Genomic DNA, 17,499 nt, shown 5'->3' on the forward strand with positions numbered 1-17,499 from the left:
CCGTACGCCACCCGTCACCGCTGACCGAATGCGTTGCTCGCCGCCGGGTCAGCATGCCTGCCCCACGGCGCCCGCTTCGACGGCGGCGGTGCGTGCGGCGACCGTCTCGGCCGTGATCCCGCCCCGCCCGCCGCTGCCGACCAGCTCATCCACGATCCGCCCGTCGGCGAGGATGACCACCCGGTCCGCCCACGCCGCGGCGGCCGGGTCGTGCGTCACCATCACGACCGTCTGCCCGTGCTCGTCGACGAGGGCCCGCAGCAGCGCGAGGACCTGCCGGGACGTGGCGCTGTCGAGGGCGCCGGTCGGCTCGTCGGCGAACACGACCGCGGGCCGGCTGATCAGCGCCCGGGCGAGCGCGACCCGCTGCTGCTCGCCGCCGGACAGCTCGCTCGGCCGGTGCCCGGCGCGGTCGGCCAGCCCGACGGCGGTGAGCGCGGCCGCGACGTCATCCCCTGCCGGTCGGCGGCCCGCGAGACGCTGCGGCAGCGCCACGTTCTGCGCGGCGGTCAGCGTCGACACCAGGTTGAACGCCTGGAACACGAACCCGATCCGATCGCGGCGCAGGCGCGTCAGCACGTCCTCGTCCAGGTCGTCGAGGCGGGTGCCGTCGACGGTGACCGAGCCGGACGCCGGCCGGTCCAGGCCCGCGGCGCAGTGCAGCAGCGTCGACTTGCCCGACCCGGACGGCCCCATCACGGCCGTGAACGTCCCCCGGTCGAACCCCACTGTCACGCCCGCGAGGGCCGTCACCTGCCGTGCGCCGGAGCCGTACACAGCCCGCACGTCGTCGAGAAGCACCGTCGGTGTCATGCCCACGAGCCTGCCCGCGGGCGGGGCCTCGCCGCGTCCGACTCAGGTCGTTCGATTGCGTCGTACTTGAGTCGGAGGCACCGGGACTTGAGCCCGATACGTAGTTCTTAAGTATGACCTCGCGAGGCAGACCTGAGAATGACGCGTCCCCGCCTCACCTGCGGCTACCGTCGACCTCGTGCGCGAACTCCTGCTGACCCGCCGCCTGCGGCCCGTCGACCTCTACGTGGTCGACGCGGTCCTCGCCGTGGTGCTGGGTGCCGCGCTGTGTGCCTATGCGGCGCTCGAGTCGCCCGAGGGCACGGGTGTGGTCGAGCCGGCGTGGGTGTCGGTGCTGACCGGCCTCGTCATCGGCCTGCCGCTCGCCGTGCGCCGCCGCTTCCCGGTCGCGGTCGCCGTCACGGTCAGCCTCGCCACCACCGTCGCGCTCGCGACCGGCGTCATCCCCAACTTCGCGGCCGCCGCGCCGTCCCTCTCGCTCGCGCTGGCCTTCTACACCCTCGCCGTCGCGACCCCGCCACGATGGTCACTGCCGGTCGCGGCCGGCTGCCTCGCCGCGGTCGTCGCCGCGCTCGCCTCGACCGGCGGCACCCTCTGGTCGAGCAGTTTCGCCGTCGTGTACGGCGCGGTGATGACCATGCCCGGCTGGCTCATCGGCTGGACGTTGCGGGAGCGGCGGGCGCACGCGGCACGGCAGAGCGAGCAGGTGACCCGGCAGGCGGTCGCGGAGGAGCGGCTGCGGATCGCCCGCGAGCTGCACGACATCGTCGCCCACACGATGAGCCTGATCGTGGTCAAGGCCGCCGTCGGCAACCATGTCGCCGAGGCGAGCCCGCAGGAGGCCCGCGACGCGCTGAGGGTCATCGAGGCGACCGGCCGGGGCGCGCTCCTGGAGATGCGCCGGGCCCTGGGCATGCTGCGCGACGACGCGCCGTATGCGCCGGCGCCCGGCCTGGCAGAGCTGCCCGCGCTGGCCGAGCAGGCCTCGTTCGGCGACGTGGAGGCGTGCCTGGAGGTCACCGGGACGGCGCCGCAGGAGGCAGTGCCCGAGTCGGTGGGGCTCGCGGTGTACCGGATTGTGCAGGAATCCCTGACGAACACGGTGAAGCACGCGGCGCCGGCCCGCTGCCGGGTGACGGTCACCATCGGCTCCGAGGACGTCCGCGTGGAGGTGACGGACGACGGCCGCCGCCCGATCCGCACACACAGCACCGGCCATGGACTGATCGGCATGCGCGAGCGAGTGAGCGCCCACGGCGGCGACTTCACCGCCGCTCCGAAGGAGGGCGGCGGGTTCGCCGTCACCGCCAGGTTGCCGTACACGCCGGTCGAGGTGCCGACATGACCACGACGCGACGCACCGCACGGGCTGCCGCGCCAGCGCGGCCTGCACGGCAGGCGGCGGAACCTGCGCGCCCCAACGAGGCGCCGCGCCTCCGTCGTTTCCTGCCGGCGCTGGAGCTTGGGCGCGACGGGGTTGTCGCCGGTGGGCTTGGGCGGCGCGGATGGGTTGCCGACAGCGGAACTTGGGGCGTTCGGGTGGCACGGGTGGAGTTGTCGGGAGTGGGGGTTGGGTGGGCTGGATCGGTGGCGGGTTCGGCGAGAGCATGGGCGTGCGTGAGAGCGTGGGGACCGGTCGGGTGCATGGGCTTGTCGGTGGAGGTGGTGGCGTGATCAGGGTGTTGATCGCGGATGACCAGGCGTTGCTGCGGGGGAGCTTCCGGGTCCTGGTCGACCTGAGCGAGGACTGCACGACGGTCGGTGAGGCGGGCAACGGGGTGGAGGCGGTGGCGCTGGCCGGGCAGCATCGGCCGGATGTGGTGCTGATGGATGTGCGGATGCCGTTGATGGACGGGATCGAGGCGACCCGGCGGATCTGTGCCGACCCGGCGACCGCTGAGACGCGGGTGCTGATCCTCACGACGTTCGACCTCGACGAGTACGTGTACGGGGCGCTGCGGGCGGGGGCGAGTGGGTTCCTGCTCAAGGACACGCCGCCGGGGGAGCTGCTGAACGCGATCAGGGTCGTGGCGGCGGGGGACGGGCTGCTTGCGCCGTCGGTGACGCGACGGCTGATCGGGGAGTTCGCGCAGCGGCCGGCCGCCGGGCCACCGGTGCACCGGCGGCTGGACGGGATCACCGGACGGGAGCGGGAGGTGCTGACGCTGATCGCGCGCGGATCGTCCAATGTGGAGATCGCGGGGCAGCTCAACCTGAGCCTCGCCACCGTCAAGACGCACGTGAGCCGGTTACTGGCCAAGCTTGAGGTGCGGGACCGGGCACAGCTGGTCATCGTCGCGTACGAAACGGGTCTCGTCACCGTCGCGCAATGACCGCCGCCGGCCTGTAGATACGCCCCGTTGTCGTTGCGGCCAACGGTGTTGGGCGCATGCACGATGCTGGGTGTGCGTTGGGATGTCGGTATTGCGACCTGGTGGGGTGGTGGGAGTTCGGGGCGGGGGATGCTCGGGGGCGTTGAGCGGAGAGGGTGACATGACAGCGGGGTTCGTGGTGCGTAGGCCTGGGGTGGTGGACGGCGCGAGGTGGTCGCTGCTCGGGGTTACGGTGCTGACGGTGGTCAGTGCGTTGCTGGGGGTGGTGTTGCTGGAGGACTTGCGGCGGGCGTACATCTCGGCGTACGGCGGGATGCGCGGTGGGGACGAGGCGACCGGTGCGGCGATCGCGGGGGTGATCGGTGCGGTGGTGGTCGCGGGGGCGTGTGCGGTGCCGGCGTTGCTGCTCGGGCGGCCGCGGAACTGGGTGCGGGTCGGCGCATGGGTGGTCTGCGCGATCGGGGTGTGCTGCCTGAGTCCTGGGCTGCTCGGGGGAGGGGTGGGTGCGTCGACGCGAATGATTGGCAGTGGGGCGGGGCCGGATGAGATCGCGGCGGCGATGGAGGTGGCGATGCCTGGCTGGTACGGGCCGCTGACGGTCGTCCTTGCGGGTGTCTCGGTGGCTGGGGTGGTCGCTGCGGGGGTGTTGCTGGCGTTGCCGGCGTCGAACGCGTACTTCCGCAGGCCGCCGACGGTGGCCGCCGGATAGTCGCAAGTCATCGAGTAGCAGCAGGCGCCGGTCGTGGGGTAGTCGTAACTGCCGGGTCGTCGGATAGCGGCCGGGGGTACAGGGCGCAGCCGCCGGGTCGCCGCCAGTCGTCGGGTAGCCGCAGCCGCCAGTCGTCTGGTGGCCGCAGGCGTCGGTCGTGGGCGCAACTGCCGGGTCGGCGGAAAGCGGCCGGTGCGCGGGCACGGGGTGCAGCCGCCGCGGAAGTAGGGGCAGGGGTCAGGGCACGGCGGTGAAGAGTTCGTAGGCGATGCCGTCGGGGTCGAGGATGTAGACGCCGCGGCCGCCGGACAGGTGGTTGATCTGGTGGTCGATGACGTGTGGGGCGGAGCTCCACTGGAGGCCGGTTCGTTCGGCGTACACGAGCGCGGCGTCGAAGACGGCGTCGTCGACGAGGAACGCGTAGTGGCCCGGGCGGGCGCCGGAGCGGTCGTCGAAGTCGAGGGTGAGGTCGGCGTTCACGCGTACAGGAGCGAAAGGGCCGGAGGGAGGGGCTGCCTCGACGCCGAGGAGGCCGGCGAGCAGCTGCGCGGCGCGATGGCGGTCGGCGACCGGGACGATGGTGTGGTTCAGCACGATGGTCATGACGCTCCTGAAGGGGAAGACGAAGACGACGAAGACGACGAAGCCAGGCGGACCAGATAGGCTGCGAACCGGCGGGCGTCCGCCGCGGGCCAGTCGGCGACCAGCCGCGCGAACGTCTGCTCCTGCCACGCCCGCGCTCCCGCGAGAAGGTCCTCGCCGGCAGGGGTCAGGTCGAGCCACGTCCGCCGGGCGTCCTGGGGCGACACGGTCCTCGTGACCAGGCCGGCGGCGACGGTCGCGGCCAGCATCCGGCTCGCGTTGGAGCGGTCCAGGCCGAGCTCGACCGCCACCGCGCCGATCTGTGCGGGCCGGCCCGCGGCCGCGATCGCCTCCAGCACCAGGATGTGCGCGACGTCGCCGCCCTCGTCGTGGGTGATGCCGGCCGCCCACCGCCGCGACCAGAACCGGACCAGCCGGAACAGCGCCGGCCCGCCACCCGAAACCATATCTGTGCGCATCGCACAGATATTACGTGCGATCCGCACACAATCGCAAGGAGGACCGAATGCGTCCACAGTGGACAGACCTGCCAGAGGCCGTGAAGAAGACGGTCGAGGCGCTGGTGGGAGGCGCGGGCCGGGTCGACACCTGCCCGGACGGGTTCTCGCCCGGGTTCGCGGCACGGCTGACCCGCGCCGACGGGCAGCGCCGGTTCGTCAAGGGGATCGACGCCGACGCCTGGCCGCACGAGGTCGGCGCGTACCGGACCGAGGCGAGGATCGGCAAAGCCCTGCCGCCGGGGGTGCCCGCGCCGCGGCTGCGTGGCGTGCACGACGACGGCCACTGGTGCGTGCTCGCGTTCGACGACGTCGACGGCCGGTCGCCGGGCCGCCCGTGGACGCCGCAGGACATCCGCCGGGTCGTCGGCGCGATCGGCGACCTGGCACGGGCCGCCACCCCGTCGCCGGTCCCGCTCCCTGGCAGCCATCCGCGGCTCGGCGGGTGGTCCGACCTCGCGGCCGACCCTTCCCGGTTGTTGGGATTGCGCCGGTACGACGCATGGGCCGCCGACAACGTGCAGCGCCTCGCCGGGCTGGAGCGCAGCGGCCTCGAAGCGGCGCGCGGCGAGTCGCTCGTGCACGGCGACCTGTACCCGCACAACATCCTGCTGACCGGCGACCGGGTGGTGTTCGTCGACTGGCCGCACGCCCGCCGGGGCTCGCCCGTCATCGACCTGGTGACGTTCCTGTCGAGCGCGGCCGCCGACGGCATCGACCCCGAGCCGTTCCTTCCCGCCGGTACGCCGGAAACCGCCACCACGGCGATCCTCGCCGCACACGCCGGATTCCTGCTGGCCGGGGGCCTGGCACAGCCGTTGCCCGGCCTCGAACGCATCACGGCGGAGAAGCTCCGTCTCGGACAGGGCGCGTTCAAGTGGCTGCGCACCCGGCTGTGAGTGGAAGTTTCACCGGCCGGCCCAGGTCCGGGACGCACCGCACCAACGAAACCACCACGGCCGGTCATCGCGGCCCTACGCTGCGCGGCATGTTCCCACGCATCCTGGCGGCGCTGGCAGCGGTGCTCATAGCGCAAGCAGCGCAAGCAGCCCAAGCAGCGCCAGCGCACGCCGGCGGGCAGCACACCAAGACGGTGAACGGGTTCTCCCGACAGGGGCCGTGGAACACGAAACTGCCCCGGCACGTGCCGCTCGCCGCCAACTCCGCCGCGGTCGTGGAGAACATCCGCCTCGACAAGGTGAACAACTACGGCTCGTGGGCGGTGAACACCGACGAGTACTCCACGCCGATCTTCACCGTCGGCAGGGACACCCCGACGCAGCGGTGGACGTTCTCCGACTGCCTGAACCTGCCGCACCTCGCGCCGGTCATCGCCGACAGCCTCGCGGCGGTCCCGACCCCCGCGGACCTGATCGTGTCCAAGGGCACCGACGCCGCCGTGACGATCTACCAGCCGTCGACGGACACGTACTGGGACTTCTGGCGCGCCGAGCGGGACGCCGCCGGGCACTGGTCGGCGTGCTGGGGCGGGAAGATCGAGCACTACTCCCGCAACCCCGGCATCTTCACCAACCCGCTCGGCGCGACCGCGACGGGCCTGCCGATGGGCGCGTTCACGATCCGCATCGACGAGCTGCGCCGGGGCAGGATCGACCACGCCGTCAACATCGCCACCGTCCGCACCCGCAAGGACTGCAACTCGTGGCCGGCGACCCGCAACGACGGCAACACCGAGGGCGCCGACATCCCGTGCGAGGGTCAGCGCTTCCGCCTCGACCCGGCGTTCGACATCAGCGTGGTGCGCAGCCCCGCCGCCCGCACGATCGCCCGCGCCATGCAGGAGTACGGCCTGATCATGACCGACAAGGCGGGCGCGCTCGTCACGTACGCCGAGGACCCGCGACCGTACATGGCGGCCAACGGCGGCGTCGACCCGTACTTCGCCCTCATGGACCCCGACGACATCGTCCCGGACGGTGCCGAGAAGTACCTGATCCTCGGCGACATCCCCGTCGAGCGGCTGCAGGCTCTCCCGTACGACTACGGCCGCCCCTGCTGACCGCGCTTGTTGCGGGCCCATCGGCGATCCGGCATCATGACCGCATGATGATCAACCGGAAGGGCGGCCTCCGCCCGGCTCGATGAGCCCGCGCGGGTGGCACCTGCCACCGCCCGACGACGACCGCCCCACCGTCCTCGCGCACGCACTGGCGCTGCGGGCCGCGCACGGCCCCGGCCCCTGGCCGGACGGCGGCGACCCGCTCCCGCACCGGCAGGCGCAGCCGGCCGCACCGCTGATCTCCGACACAGTCCTCGAGGGCATCCGCTCCCAGCACATGACCCGGGCCGCCGCGCCCACCGCGAGCCCCGGCCTGGCCGACCTCATCGAGGCGGTCGTACGCCGGCCGCCGGAAGCCGGCGCGGTCCGGCGGTTGCGCGCCGCGGCGACGGCCGCGGGCTCCGACGACCTCGTCCGGCAGTTGCAGGGCCGGGACCTGCCCACCGGACGCCTGCGCGAGCGATCTGGGTGGCCGGGAAACTGCGCGTGCCGATGGACGACCTGCTCCGGGGGCAGCTGCGCCGCGAGCCGTTCGACACCTACCTGTGGTTCTCGCTCGTCGACGGTACGAGCGACATCGACGGCGTGCTCGACCTGGCGGCCGAGCTCCTCCCGCTGGTGGACCTCGCCACCGGGCCCACCCTCGACCTCGGGCTCGGCAGCGACCGGCCCGAGCACGTCCTCGACATCGTCGTCAGCCGGCTCGACGCGCACCCCGGCAAGGGTTGGCCGCTGATCGCGGCGGCCCTGGCCAACGCGACGGTCCGCAACCGCAACATGGCCGTGCGGGCGCTGGACGCCTGGCCCGCCGGGACCCCGGCCGCGGCGGAGGCCGTCGCCGCCGCGGCGCGCATCGAACCGGACCCGGGGCTCGACCGTCGGTTGCGGGCGCTGCTCCGCAAGTGGGGGATGTAGCTGGGGCGGGCCGGCAGCGAGGGAGATCAGCGGGGGCGGCCCAGGAAGGCGCGGCCGGCCTGGCGCTGCTGCTCGGCGACCAGGAACGCGGCGAACTCGGCGCGCTGCTCGTCGGTCATCGTGTCCTTGGGGATCGTGAGCGACTGGACCTTGCCGAGCATCATGTACCAGGCGTCCGGTGTCTCGACGACGCTGTCCACGCCCGCCCAGCGGTAGCGGGACTCGACGAGCGGGTACACGACGCCGACCCACTCGTCGGTGAGCGTCATCTGGAAGCCGTCCTTGATGACGTGCGACTGCATGCGCACAGCCCGGCTCGCGGTGAGCGGGCCGATCACGGTGGCGATCAGGACGCCCAGGACGAGCGTCATGACGATCAGCTCGAGCGGGCCGCCGGTCGCGATCAACAGCGCGCCGAGCGCGAGGAGGATGCCGCCCATGATGCGCATCCGGCGGACCTGCGGGCGCATCACGACCGCGATCGTGCGGCGCAGGCGCCGCTCGTCGTAGGGCACCCACATGGTGATCTGCATCGGCGCATCGTAGGCGATCCGAACTGGACCTGAAGTCCCGGTGAGGTCCTACGATCGTCTGCATGGCCGCCATTCGGGGAGATCGCAGGACCTTCTACCAGCTGCTCGTCAACACGCTGCTCGTGTCGGTGGTCAACTTCACGGTGTGGTTCGCGATCACGTTCTACGTGTACCTGGAGACGCGGTCGGTGTTCGCGACCGGGCTCGTGTCCGGCATCTTCCTGGTCATGACGGCCGTGACGGGGATCTGGTTCGGCAGTCTCGTCGACCATCACAGCAAGACGACGATGATGCAGGTGTCCGCGGTCGCGTCGTTCCTGCTGTACGCGGCCGCGTTCGGCGTTTACCAGACGGTGCCGCGGGAGGAGTTCAAGGACCCGGCGAGCGTGCCGCTGTGGGTGATGATCGTGCTGCTCATGTTCGGCGTCATCGCCGGCAACATCCGCACGATCGCGTTGCCGACGATGGTGACGGCGCTCATCGAGGAGGGCGACCGCGACCGGGCCAACGGGCTCGTCGGCACGACGTCGGGGGTGTCGTTCCTGGTGACGTCGGTGATCAGCGGCTTCCTGGTAGCGATCGGCGGCATGTTCTGGGTCCTCGTCATGGCCCTCGCCGTCCTGGCCGCGGCGGTCGTGCACATGTCGTTGCTGCGCGTGGTCCCGGCGGCCGTGGCGACGACCGAGGACGGCGAGGAGCCGCGGCGCAGCGTCGACCTCAAGGGCACCATGCGCGTCGTCGCCGAGGTGCCCGGCCTGACCGCGCTCATCCTGTTCTCGACGTTCAACAACTTCCTCGGCGGCGTCTACATGGCGCTCATGGACGCGTACGGGCTGTCGCTCGTCGACGTGCGGACGTGGGGCCTGCTGTGGGGCGGGCTGAGCGCCGGGCTCATCGTCGGCGGCCTGTGCGTCGCCCGGACCGGCCTCGGCAGCCGCCCGGTCCGCCTGCTCCTGCTGGTCAACGTCGTGCTGTGGACCGTCACCGTGCTGTTCCCGGCCAGGTCGTCGGTCGTCCTGCTCGGCGCGGGGATGCTCGTGTACATGCTGCTCGTCCCCTACGCGGAGGCCGCCGAGCAGACGATCCTGCAGAAGGTGGTCCCGTACGAGCGGCAGGGGCGCGTGTTCGGCTTCGCGCAGAGCGTCGAACAGGCCGCGTCGCCGCTGACCGCGTTCCTGATCGCGCCGGTCGCCCAGTTCGTGTTCATCCCGTTGATGACCGACGGCGCCGGCGCCCGCCTGATCGGCGACTGGTTCGGCACCGGCGCCGACCGCGGCCTGGCGCTCGTGTTCGTCCTGACGGGGTTCGTCGGCCTGGCCGCCAGCTTCGTCGCGTTGCGCAGCCGCCCGTACCGCCGGCTCAGCAACCACTTCGAGGCCACCCCCGCGCCGTTGGTGGAGAAGGTCACCGAACCGTCCTGACAAAGACCACCCGCAACACTGGCGTTCGTACACGTGTACGAATAACGTCTACGTGGGTCGGTCGTTGGTCCTTGGAAGGGTGGTTCGCCGATGCCTCGCAAAGACCTCACCGATCTCGTCCGCGCGGTGCTGCGGCGCCCGACGCCGGCGGACGGGTTCGCGGTGCGCATCGACTGGCCGGGCTACGGTCCGGTCCTCGTCTGCCACGACTTCACGCAGTTCACCCCGGCCCTGGACCGCGCGCTGCGGCGGGCGGCCAGCACCGAGCGCTACTGGTCGCGCGGGCCGTTCCAGCCGCTCGCCGTCACGGTGGTCCCGATCGAGCACGCGGCGTTCCTCGCCCACCCGCGCGAGTGCCCGTCGACGGACTGCCCGACGACCGCGCCCCTGCTCGGCGTCGAGGGCAAGGACCTGACGAAGCGCCCCTGAAGCAAGGCCTGACGAAGCGCCCCCGAAGCAAGGGCCTGACGAAGCGTTCCTGAAGGAAGGGCGTGACGAAGCGCCCGGAAGCCGGGCCGCCGAAGAAGCGGCCCGGCAACGGAGCCCCCCAGAGCTCAGGACGGGGGGTCGCAGTGCCAGATCAGCAGCCGGCGGTCCCCGGTCGTGCCGGTGACGGTCCTGCCGTCGTCGCTGATCGAGCGTGCGCCGGCACCGGGTCCGGCGGGCAGCGGCCGCACGCCCGGCGGCAGCGGCAGCCGCTTGACGGTGCCGTCGCCGGAGAGCTGGACCGGCTCGCGCAGGTCGCCGCCGGCCGTGATCGCCCAGCCGGTCGGGGTGCCGTCGGCGATGTCGGACGGGGCGCCCTCCATCACGAACGCGGAGTCGCCCGCCGCGGCGGAGAGGAACCAGCGGACCGGCACGACCCGGTTGCCGCCGGTGACGGCCGCCCAGCCGTACGCGAAGGTGCCGCGCACCGTCACGGCCTCGGCGCCCTCGTAGCCGGCCGGCAGCGGCAGCAGCGTCGGGCTGCCCTCGTGCACCCAGCGGACCGCCGCCCCACGGACCACACCGACGATGACGCCGTCGTCGGACACGCCGCTGGCGTGCGAGCCGCCGGTGCCCGGCGTGCCGAACCCGGGCGGCATCGGCAGCGCGACGACGGTGCCGGGGCGGTCCGCCGGCCACAGGACCGGGACGTTGTCGTCGCCGGCCTCGCCCGAGGCGTATCCGACGACGTCGCCGCGGGCGTTGAGGGCGGTCGGCGTCGTGTACGGGTACCCGGCCAGCTTCGGCAGCATCGTCTTCGCGCCGTCGCGGTAGGTCCACGCCAGCTGTTGGCTCGAACTGACGACGTCGTCGTAGCCGGCGATCACCCCGTCGACGTTGACCGCCACCACCTCGCCGGTCGCGCCGGGGTAGGCCACGGCCTGCCCGTCGGTGATCCGGGACGCGATCCCCCCGACGGAACCGACGACGTAACGCCCCGAGGGGTCGACCACCGGGATCCCGGGGGCGCCCGGGACCTGGATCGTGTCGACCGCGCACGCCGCGAACGGCGGGTTCTGCGGCCCCTGCGCGGCGGGCGCGCCGCGGTGGCCGTCCGGTGCCGTGGTGCCGAGCGCGTAGGCGGTGCCGCCGGCGACGACCAGCGCGGCCGCCGCGCCGGCCAGGATCGCGCCGCGCCGGGCGGCCTGGCGGCGGCCGGTGGCGATGGCCAGCCCGATGTCGGCGGTCGTCGGCGGCACCTCGACCGCCAGCAGCAGGTCGCGGAGCTCCTCATCTGTGGTCATTGCAGTGTTCCCATCGTCTCGGCCTGAGCAGGCGCGGGCGTCAGCGCGGCCCGCAGCACGGCGAGGCCCCTGGAGGACTGGCTCTTGACGGTGCCGGTGGAGCAGCCGAGCGTCTCGGCGACCTCCTCGACCGGCCGGTCGAGGAGGAACCGCAGCACGATCACGGCGCGCTGCCGCGGCGGCAGCCTGCGCAGCGCGGCGATGAGCACGTCCCGGTCGTCGGCGGCGTCGTACGGCCGGTCGGCGCCGGGCAACTCGTCGTCGGTCTGCGGCAGCAGGCGCACCCGTGACCACAGCCGCCGTTTCTCGTCGACGTAGGTGCGCACCAGCATCCGGTGCACGTATGCGTCGAGGTTGTCGGCGCCGCTGGCCCGCCGCCAGTGCCGGTACAGCTTCGTGATGGTGACCTGCACGACGTCGTCGGCACGGTCCTGGTCCCCGCCGCACAGCAGATATGCGGCGCGATGGAGCGCTGTCAGCCGCGCCGACACGTACGTCGTGTAGTCGGCCTCGCTGTCGCCGCGCATCCGGGCTCCTCCCTGTCGCCTTCACCCCGTCCGACGGGGGCGGGCGCGGCGGAGGTTGAGCGGTCCGCGGAAATCAGCCGGAGCGCAGCGCGTCCTCCACGCCGGTCTCGTGCTGCCCGAGGTAGACGGGGTCGCGGCCGGACGCCACGTCGTAGACGACCTTGACGCAGGCCGGGTACTCGCGGCGGGCGTTGGCCCGCCACACCGACGTGAACTTGCTGACGCTGTCGTCGCCGACCCCGGTGGCGTCCAGGCCGAGCCGGCGGCACAGCATGACCGCGCGGGGCAGGTGGAACGACTGCGTCACCACGGTCACCTGGGTGACGCCGAAGACGCGCTTCGCGCGGGCGCACGTGTCGTACGTGTCGAAGCCGGCGTAGTCCCGGACGATCTTCCGGTCGGGCACGCCGTGCTCCATCAGCCAGGCGCGCATCGCGGTGGGCTCGTCGTAGTCGTGGTGCATGTTGTCGCCGGAGACGAGCAGCACCTTGACCTTCCCGGCCTCCAGCAGGCGGCGGGCGAGCTCCAGCCGCGCCTCCAGGAACGGCGACAGCGTCCCGTCGGCGTACACCTGCGCGCCGAACACCAGCGCGACCGGCGCGACCGGCACCGTCTGCTCGGTGTACAGGTGGCCGTCGGCGGACGAACGGACCCACAGCGTGCTGCCGACGAGGAGCAGCAGCACGCTGTGCAGGCCGGCGGCGGCGAGCATCGCCAGGCCACGGACGGTGCGCCACTGCCACCAGCGACGGCGCGCCGGCGCCGCCGCCCGGGCCGCGGGCGCCGGCTTCGAAGGCATGCCCACGAGCCTGACACCCGCGGTCAAGCCCGGTCACGACGCGTCCGGCAGCCCCGCGCTCGCCCGCCAGTCCGCGACCCTGACCAGCATCTCCAGGTATGCGAGGACGAACGGCCCGTGCCGGTCGCGCAGCCCGGCCGCCGTCGCCGGCCACCCCACCGTCGGGTCGCCCGTCAGGACGCCGGCGGGCTGCCCGAGCAACGCCGGCACGGCGACGGCCAGGCCGGCGCCGACGTCCCCGGGCAGCGGCACGTCCAGGCGGAGGTTGCCGTGGTGGGCCAGGACCAGGTAGCGGACGAGGTCGGGGTCCTCGACACCGTCGAGCAGGCCGCGCATCGGCCCGTCGAGCAGCAGCAGCGACCCGAACTCGTGCCGGTAGGCGACGTCGTTGCGGAACCGCAGCGGCGCGTCGATCCCCGACTTCGCCCACGGCCGGCCCGCCGTGATCCACGCCGGCTCCGGGTCTCCGGCCAGGCAGCACAGCGCGTCCTGCCACGTGGGGTGCGCCTTGCCGAGGTCGTGCGTGTATCCGGCGGTGACGGCGGCGTGCGCCGCGCCCGGGGGCAGCTGGGGGCCGAGGGTGCTCAGCAGCGCCCGGACCTGGTCGCGGACGTCGGCGCTGTGCTGATCGAGCGACAGCCAGCCGGTGCCCGGCCCGACCGGCCGCGGGACCGGGTCCACGTCGGGCGCCGGGTCCACCGGCCCGCCCGACGACGGGTCGAGGCCACCGTCGTGCGCGGCCACGAGGACCGTCTCCCCGGGCCGCAGCGGCGAGTCCGCCGTCACCCGGGCCCAGCCGCCGTCGGCGTGGTCGAACCACCAGACGGCGACCCGGCCGGCGAAGGTCCGGACGGCGCGGGACGGCACCGAGGTCCGCCACCGCTGCTCCGGCGGCCGGACCTCCGGCGCGGGCCGTCCCGAGCCGTCGGCCGGCGTCCACCGCGCCCACGCGACCTGCACGTCGAAGTCGCCCGTCTCGGAGAGGTACGGCGTCACGTCGGCGCCGACCGTCGTGTCGAACAGGGCGAGGAGATCGTCAAACCCCAGCGACGGCGGCGCGGCGACAGCGACCGGCGACACGCAGGTGAGCGACAGCGGCTCGGCGGTCGGCCACGGCCCGCCCGGCGCGGCGAACGACAGCAGCCGCAGCAGGGTGGCGGTCGCGGTGGGGGACCGGTGCGGCTCGGCGACGATCCAGTGCGCGCCGTTGGTGACCAGGGCGAAGTCGATCGGCCACATCCCCGGGAACAGCCCGTAGCCGCGGTTGAGGGCCTTGCTGGCGAGCGCGTCGGCGGACCCGATCACCACCGCGGGCCGGTGCGGGTGCAGGCGCCACCGCCGGTCGGCCTCGCCGGCGCCGCCCATCACCACGTGCACGCTGACCTCGCCGGCCAGGTCGAGGGCGTCGAGCCACCGCGTGACGTCCCCGGCGACCGGTTCCAGCGGGTCCCCGTGCGGCAGCGCGAGCAGCAGCCGGCGCGGCGCCAGCTCGTACAGACGCCGCCAAAGCCACACGAGCACCAGGTGCGACGGGTCGGGCACGGCCGGGACCGTGCCGGGCAGCCCCTCGCGGGCGAGGCCGGCCAGCACCGGGTCCGGCGGGCCACCCGTCGCGCGCCGGAAGAACGCGTCGAACACCCGGCCGACCTTACCGGCATCGAAATGCGTTGCCGGTGCGGCGGCGCCGGTGCTGCACTGTGCGCCGGAGGTGGACGTGCATCGTCAGCAACGGCCGGCGGGCGCCGGTCACGTCGGGGACCGCATGAAGCTGCACCGCAGGACGGTGTGGCTGGACGGTCGCGCGTGCACCGTCATCTCGCCGCGGCCCGGCACCGACTGCCGGTTCAGCACGAACTTCCACCACGGGACGTGGCACATCCTGGGCGACTGGCGCAGCGCGCGGCTGCTGGGCCGGTTGCTGTGGGGGCTGTCGTTCCAGCGGCGCCAGAACACCCTGGTGGTCATCGACCTGCCGCACATCGACCCGAACCCGTTCGACGCCGCCCCCGGCGACCCGATCGTGCTGGTGCCGTCGGACCTGACCGGCATGAGCACCCGTGCGTTCCGGGACCTGCGGCGTCAGCTGCCGCTGCGCGGCGCGCCCGAGGGCACCGTCCGCTGGCACACGCACGGCCTCGACCCGGTGGCGGCGGAGCGGGCTATCCCTTGGTACGAGCGGACGCGCAGCGTGGAGCCGCCGCCGATCGTGCCGGTGCGGGCGCCGCGCACGCGGATCGGCCGGGTCGGCGGGCTGCTCGCGCTGACCGCGTCCGCGCCCGGCCTGCGCGACTACGCCCCCGGCGTCTACCTGCTCGGGCGGCACGGGCACCGCGGCATGGACTACCTGGAGCTGGAGTGGCCGGAGGGCGAGGTGCAGGTGTTCAACGACTACCGGCACCGCGTGTCGGCGGCCCGGGCCGCCCGGCGGGAGCTGATCGCCGAGGGCAACGACCCGGCCGGCGCGCGGTTCGAGGAGCTGGTCTGGGACCGCGGCACCCACGTGCGCCGCCGCGCCCTGCGGTCGATCGCCTCGGTGGGGGAGCGCTCTCCGAGAGATTGACAGGCGTGCGCACACGGTTCAGAGTGGCGGTCTGAGAGAGCGCTCTCTCGACCCCGCCATCGTCGGCCTCGGTGCGCCCGCCGCGCTCAGCCGCGTCGCGATCACCTGGGAGAACGCGTACGCGAAGGCGTTCACGGTGCAGTTGTCCACCGACGGCGCCGCCTACACGCAGGCGTACGCGACGACGACCGGCACCGGCGGCCAGCAGAGCATCCCGGTGACCGGCACCGCCCGATACGTCCGGATCAACCTCACCCAGCGGGCCCTGCCGGCGTACGGCTACTCGATGTGGGAGCTGCAGGTGTACGGCGACGGCGGCACCCCGCCCGCCGGCCGGACCTTCGCGGGCCTCGCGCTGGTCAACAACGTGACCCGCAGGCCGATCCTCGGCCTGAGCCCGCTCACCGACGGCGCCGTCGTCGACCTGACCAGGCTCGCCAACCGCAGCCTCAGCATCTACGCGCCGACCTTCCCCCGCGCCCTGAAGCCGGGTGGCAAGGTGGTCCTGTTCAAGAACTGGGCCCTGGTCGACCCCGCCCCGTTCCCGACCCGCGCCGCGGCCGTCGCCGCCACCGACACCAACTACGCCGCCCTGTCCGGCGCCCTGCCGGCGGCGAACCTGGTCGCGCCGATCAGCGACACGTTCGAGACGGTCATCGCCACCCGCGGCACGTCGTTCCTGATCGTGGCCGACGGCAAGCACCCCAACGACACCGCCGTCTACCTGGACGCCGCGACCCTCTACGGCATCCTGTTCCGCGAGTCGCCCCGCCCGCTCAGCAACCTGTACGCCGCCGCCACGACCGCCACCTCGATGCGCGACGTCGCCGCCACCGCCATCGGTTACTGACCGTTCGCCACCCGGGCGGCCGGGCTTTGCCGGGCCGCCCGCCAGGCGCGTTATCGTGTCGCGGTGACGGGGATGCTGCTGTGTGCGCACCGGGCGGGCAACAACCTGGCGGAGCTGCGGGACGCGCTCGACGCCGGGGTGGACCTCGTCGAGGCGGACGTCCGGCTGTACCGGGGTGCCCTGGAGATGCGGCACGCCAAGGCGCTCGGGCCGCAGCTGCTGTGGGAGCCGTGGCGGGACGTGGCGCGCCGCCGCGACACGCCGGTGCCGCTGCTGGCCGAGGTGCTCGCGACGGCGGCGGGGGACCCGCGGCTGATGCTGGACCTGAAGGGGCCGTTCCTCGGGGTCGCGCCGGCGACCGCGGCCGCGCTGCGGGAGGCCGCGCCCGGGGCGCCGGTGGCGGTGTGCTCCCGGCAGTGGCGGATGCTGGACGCGTTCGAGGACCAGCCGCACGTACGGCGGATCTACTCGGCGGGCAACCAGCGCGAGCTGGCCAAGGCGCGGCTGCTGGTGCGCGGGCAGCGGGTCGCCGGGCTGTCCATCCGGCTCAGCCTGCTCACCCCGCAGGTCGTCGAGGAGCTGCACCAGCACTGCGACCTCGTCATGGTGTGGTCGGTCGACACGGAGAGCGACCTGGCCCGGGCCCGCGAGCTCGGCGTCTCCGGCATCATCAGCAAGAACCTGCCGATGCTGCGGGCGATCGCCGGTGATCAGCCCGGCGACGGCCCGGCGACGAACGCCCGGGCCTCCACGACGTAGGACAGGTCGGGCGGGACGCGGACCCACTCGCGCATCGGCCGGCCCGGGCGCGGCGAGCACGGCCGGCCGGCCCCGCCCGCGACGAGCTCCGCGACCCGGGCCGCCGGCAGCTTCACGATCAGGTCGTCGCCGGCGACGAAGGCGTAGCAGCGGCCGCCGGCCCGCAGCGCCGGGGAACCCAGCATCCGGCCGATCTCGTCGCCGGGGTACGTGCGCAGCGCCGCCGCCAGGATGTCGGCCATGTCAGGCCATCCCGCGCAGCTCGGCGAGGCGCTGCTCGCGGTGGCGGCGCTCCACGTCGGTGACGGTGCCGGCGAGGGACGAGGTGAGGGCCTCGACCGCCTCCGCGTGGCGGCCGGCCCGGGCGAGCAGGTCGGCGCGCACCGCGTGCCAGCGCGGGTCCGGCGGCAGGTCCGCGAGCAGGGCGAGG

The 17,499-nt window shown here is 73.5% G+C and carries 20 protein-coding genes and 1 pseudogene; 11 read left to right on the forward strand and 10 right to left on the reverse strand.

Annotation, left to right across the window (positions count from 1 at the left end; genetic code table 11):
* Window positions 1–48: 48 nt before the first annotated feature.
* The gene (locus AB0J72_RS54255) at window positions 49–813 is read right to left on the reverse strand and encodes an ABC transporter ATP-binding protein (protein WP_363415614.1); all 765 of its coding nucleotides are present in this window, start codon (window positions 811–813) and stop codon (window positions 49–51) included.
* 178 nt (window positions 814–991) lie between these two features.
* Between AB0J72_RS54255 and AB0J72_RS54260 the strand changes: the two genes are divergently transcribed.
* The 3 genes from AB0J72_RS54260 (at window position 992) to AB0J72_RS54270 (ending at window position 3,855) form a co-directional block, all read left to right on the forward strand.
* The gene (locus AB0J72_RS54260; RefSeq protein ID WP_363415616.1) at window positions 992–2,158 is read left to right on the forward strand and encodes a sensor histidine kinase; all 1,167 of its coding nucleotides are present in this window, start codon (window positions 992–994) and stop codon (window positions 2,156–2,158) included.
* A gap of 325 nt (window positions 2,159–2,483) precedes the next feature.
* The gene (locus tag AB0J72_RS54265; RefSeq protein ID WP_363415619.1) at window positions 2,484–3,146 is read left to right on the forward strand and encodes a response regulator transcription factor; all 663 of its coding nucleotides are present in this window, start codon (window positions 2,484–2,486) and stop codon (window positions 3,144–3,146) included.
* Window positions 3,147–3,387: 241 nt separating this feature from the next.
* Window positions 3,388–3,855 (forward strand): hypothetical protein, encoded by a 468-nt coding sequence (locus AB0J72_RS54270; RefSeq protein WP_363415621.1) that lies wholly within the window; start codon window positions 3,388–3,390, stop codon window positions 3,853–3,855.
* Window positions 3,856–4,092: 237 nt separating this feature from the next.
* Here the strand turns inward: AB0J72_RS54270 and AB0J72_RS54275 are convergent, their stop codons facing one another.
* The gene (locus AB0J72_RS54275) at window positions 4,093–4,458 is read right to left on the reverse strand and encodes a VOC family protein (RefSeq protein WP_363415623.1); all 366 of its coding nucleotides are present in this window, start codon (window positions 4,456–4,458) and stop codon (window positions 4,093–4,095) included.
* Window positions 4,455–4,916 (reverse strand): MarR family winged helix-turn-helix transcriptional regulator, encoded by a 462-nt coding sequence (locus tag AB0J72_RS54280; RefSeq protein ID WP_363415626.1) that lies wholly within the window; start codon window positions 4,914–4,916, stop codon window positions 4,455–4,457. Before AB0J72_RS54280 ends, AB0J72_RS54275 begins: the two co-directional genes overlap by 4 nt.
* A 47-nt stretch (window positions 4,917–4,963) precedes the next feature.
* Between AB0J72_RS54280 and AB0J72_RS54285 the strand changes: the two genes are divergently transcribed.
* The 3 genes from AB0J72_RS54285 to AB0J72_RS54295 all read left to right on the forward strand — a co-directional run bounded on the left by AB0J72_RS54285 (window position 4,964) and on the right by AB0J72_RS54295 (window position 7,890).
* Window positions 4,964–5,854, forward strand: a complete 891-nt coding sequence (locus AB0J72_RS54285; RefSeq protein WP_363415629.1) for an aminoglycoside phosphotransferase family protein — start codon at window positions 4,964–4,966, stop codon at window positions 5,852–5,854.
* A gap of 89 nt (window positions 5,855–5,943) precedes the next feature.
* A complete protein-coding gene (locus AB0J72_RS54290) occupies window positions 5,944–6,975 on the forward strand; it encodes a hypothetical protein (protein ID WP_363415632.1) in 1,032 nt (343 codons plus the stop codon).
* 492 nt (window positions 6,976–7,467) lie between these two features.
* Window positions 7,468–7,890, forward strand: coding sequence for a hypothetical protein (locus AB0J72_RS54295; RefSeq protein ID WP_363415635.1), 423 nt, complete (start codon window positions 7,468–7,470; stop codon window positions 7,888–7,890).
* Window positions 7,891–7,916: 26 nt separating this feature from the next.
* On the opposite strand, the gene AB0J72_RS54300 is transcribed toward AB0J72_RS54295, so the two are convergent.
* Window positions 7,917–8,423 (reverse strand): YcxB family protein, encoded by a 507-nt coding sequence (locus tag AB0J72_RS54300; protein WP_363415638.1) that lies wholly within the window; start codon window positions 8,421–8,423, stop codon window positions 7,917–7,919.
* Between the two features lie 62 nt (window positions 8,424–8,485).
* On the opposite strand from AB0J72_RS54300, the gene AB0J72_RS54305 reads away from it, so the two are divergent.
* Complete coding sequence (locus tag AB0J72_RS54305) at window positions 8,486–9,844, forward strand: MFS transporter (RefSeq protein WP_363415641.1); 1,359 nt, start codon at window positions 8,486–8,488, stop codon at window positions 9,842–9,844.
* A gap of 90 nt (window positions 9,845–9,934) precedes the next feature.
* Window positions 9,935–10,273 carry a hypothetical protein gene (locus AB0J72_RS54310; RefSeq protein WP_363415644.1) on the forward strand — a complete coding sequence of 113 codons (339 nt, stop codon included), beginning with the start codon at window positions 9,935–9,937 and terminating at the stop codon, window positions 10,271–10,273.
* A gap of 125 nt (window positions 10,274–10,398) precedes the next feature.
* On the opposite strand, the gene AB0J72_RS54315 is transcribed toward AB0J72_RS54310, so the two are convergent.
* The 4 genes from AB0J72_RS54315 to AB0J72_RS54330 form a co-directional block, all read right to left on the reverse strand.
* Complete coding sequence (locus AB0J72_RS54315; protein ID WP_363415647.1) at window positions 10,399–11,574, reverse strand: hypothetical protein; 1,176 nt, start codon at window positions 11,572–11,574, stop codon at window positions 10,399–10,401.
* Window positions 11,571–12,101, reverse strand: coding sequence for a SigE family RNA polymerase sigma factor (locus AB0J72_RS54320; protein ID WP_363415650.1), 531 nt, complete (start codon window positions 12,099–12,101; stop codon window positions 11,571–11,573). The genes AB0J72_RS54315 and AB0J72_RS54320 overlap by 4 nt, the downstream gene beginning before the upstream one ends.
* 73 nt (window positions 12,102–12,174) lie before the next feature.
* Window positions 12,175–12,900 (reverse strand): ElyC/SanA/YdcF family protein, encoded by a 726-nt coding sequence (locus tag AB0J72_RS54325; protein ID WP_363415653.1) that lies wholly within the window; start codon window positions 12,898–12,900, stop codon window positions 12,175–12,177.
* Window positions 12,901–12,933: 33 nt separating this feature from the next.
* Window positions 12,934–14,538, reverse strand: a complete 1,605-nt coding sequence (locus AB0J72_RS54330) for an HD domain-containing protein (protein ID WP_363415656.1) — start codon at window positions 14,536–14,538, stop codon at window positions 12,934–12,936.
* A gap of 76 nt (window positions 14,539–14,614) precedes the next feature.
* Between AB0J72_RS54330 and AB0J72_RS54335 the strand changes: the two genes are divergently transcribed.
* The 3 genes from AB0J72_RS54335 (at window position 14,615) to AB0J72_RS54345 (ending at window position 17,069) form a co-directional block, all read left to right on the forward strand.
* The gene (locus AB0J72_RS54335; protein ID WP_363415659.1) at window positions 14,615–15,460 is read left to right on the forward strand and encodes a hypothetical protein; all 846 of its coding nucleotides are present in this window, start codon (window positions 14,615–14,617) and stop codon (window positions 15,458–15,460) included.
* A 58-nt stretch (window positions 15,461–15,518) separates the two neighbouring features.
* Window positions 15,519–16,310 (forward strand): discoidin domain-containing protein, encoded by a 792-nt coding sequence (locus AB0J72_RS54340; RefSeq protein ID WP_363415665.1) that lies wholly within the window; start codon window positions 15,519–15,521, stop codon window positions 16,308–16,310.
* A 72-nt stretch (window positions 16,311–16,382) separates the two neighbouring features.
* Window positions 16,383–17,069: a glycerophosphodiester phosphodiesterase gene (locus AB0J72_RS54345; protein WP_363415668.1), complete on the forward strand. Its 687-nt coding sequence runs from the start codon at window positions 16,383–16,385 to the stop codon at window positions 17,067–17,069.
* Here AB0J72_RS54345 and AB0J72_RS54350 read toward each other — a convergent pair.
* Window positions 17,021–17,311: a hypothetical protein gene (locus AB0J72_RS54350; RefSeq protein WP_363415662.1), complete on the reverse strand. Its 291-nt coding sequence runs from the start codon at window positions 17,309–17,311 to the stop codon at window positions 17,021–17,023. The genes AB0J72_RS54345 and AB0J72_RS54350 overlap by 49 nt on opposite strands.
* Window position 17,312: 1 nt before the next feature.
* Window positions 17,313–17,499, reverse strand: a pseudogene (locus AB0J72_RS54355) (hypothetical protein); the annotation flags it as partial.

Source organism: Dactylosporangium sp. NPDC049742, from assembly GCF_040674675.1.
Classification (GTDB): domain Bacteria; phylum Actinomycetota; class Actinomycetes; order Mycobacteriales; family Micromonosporaceae; genus Dactylosporangium; species Dactylosporangium maewongense.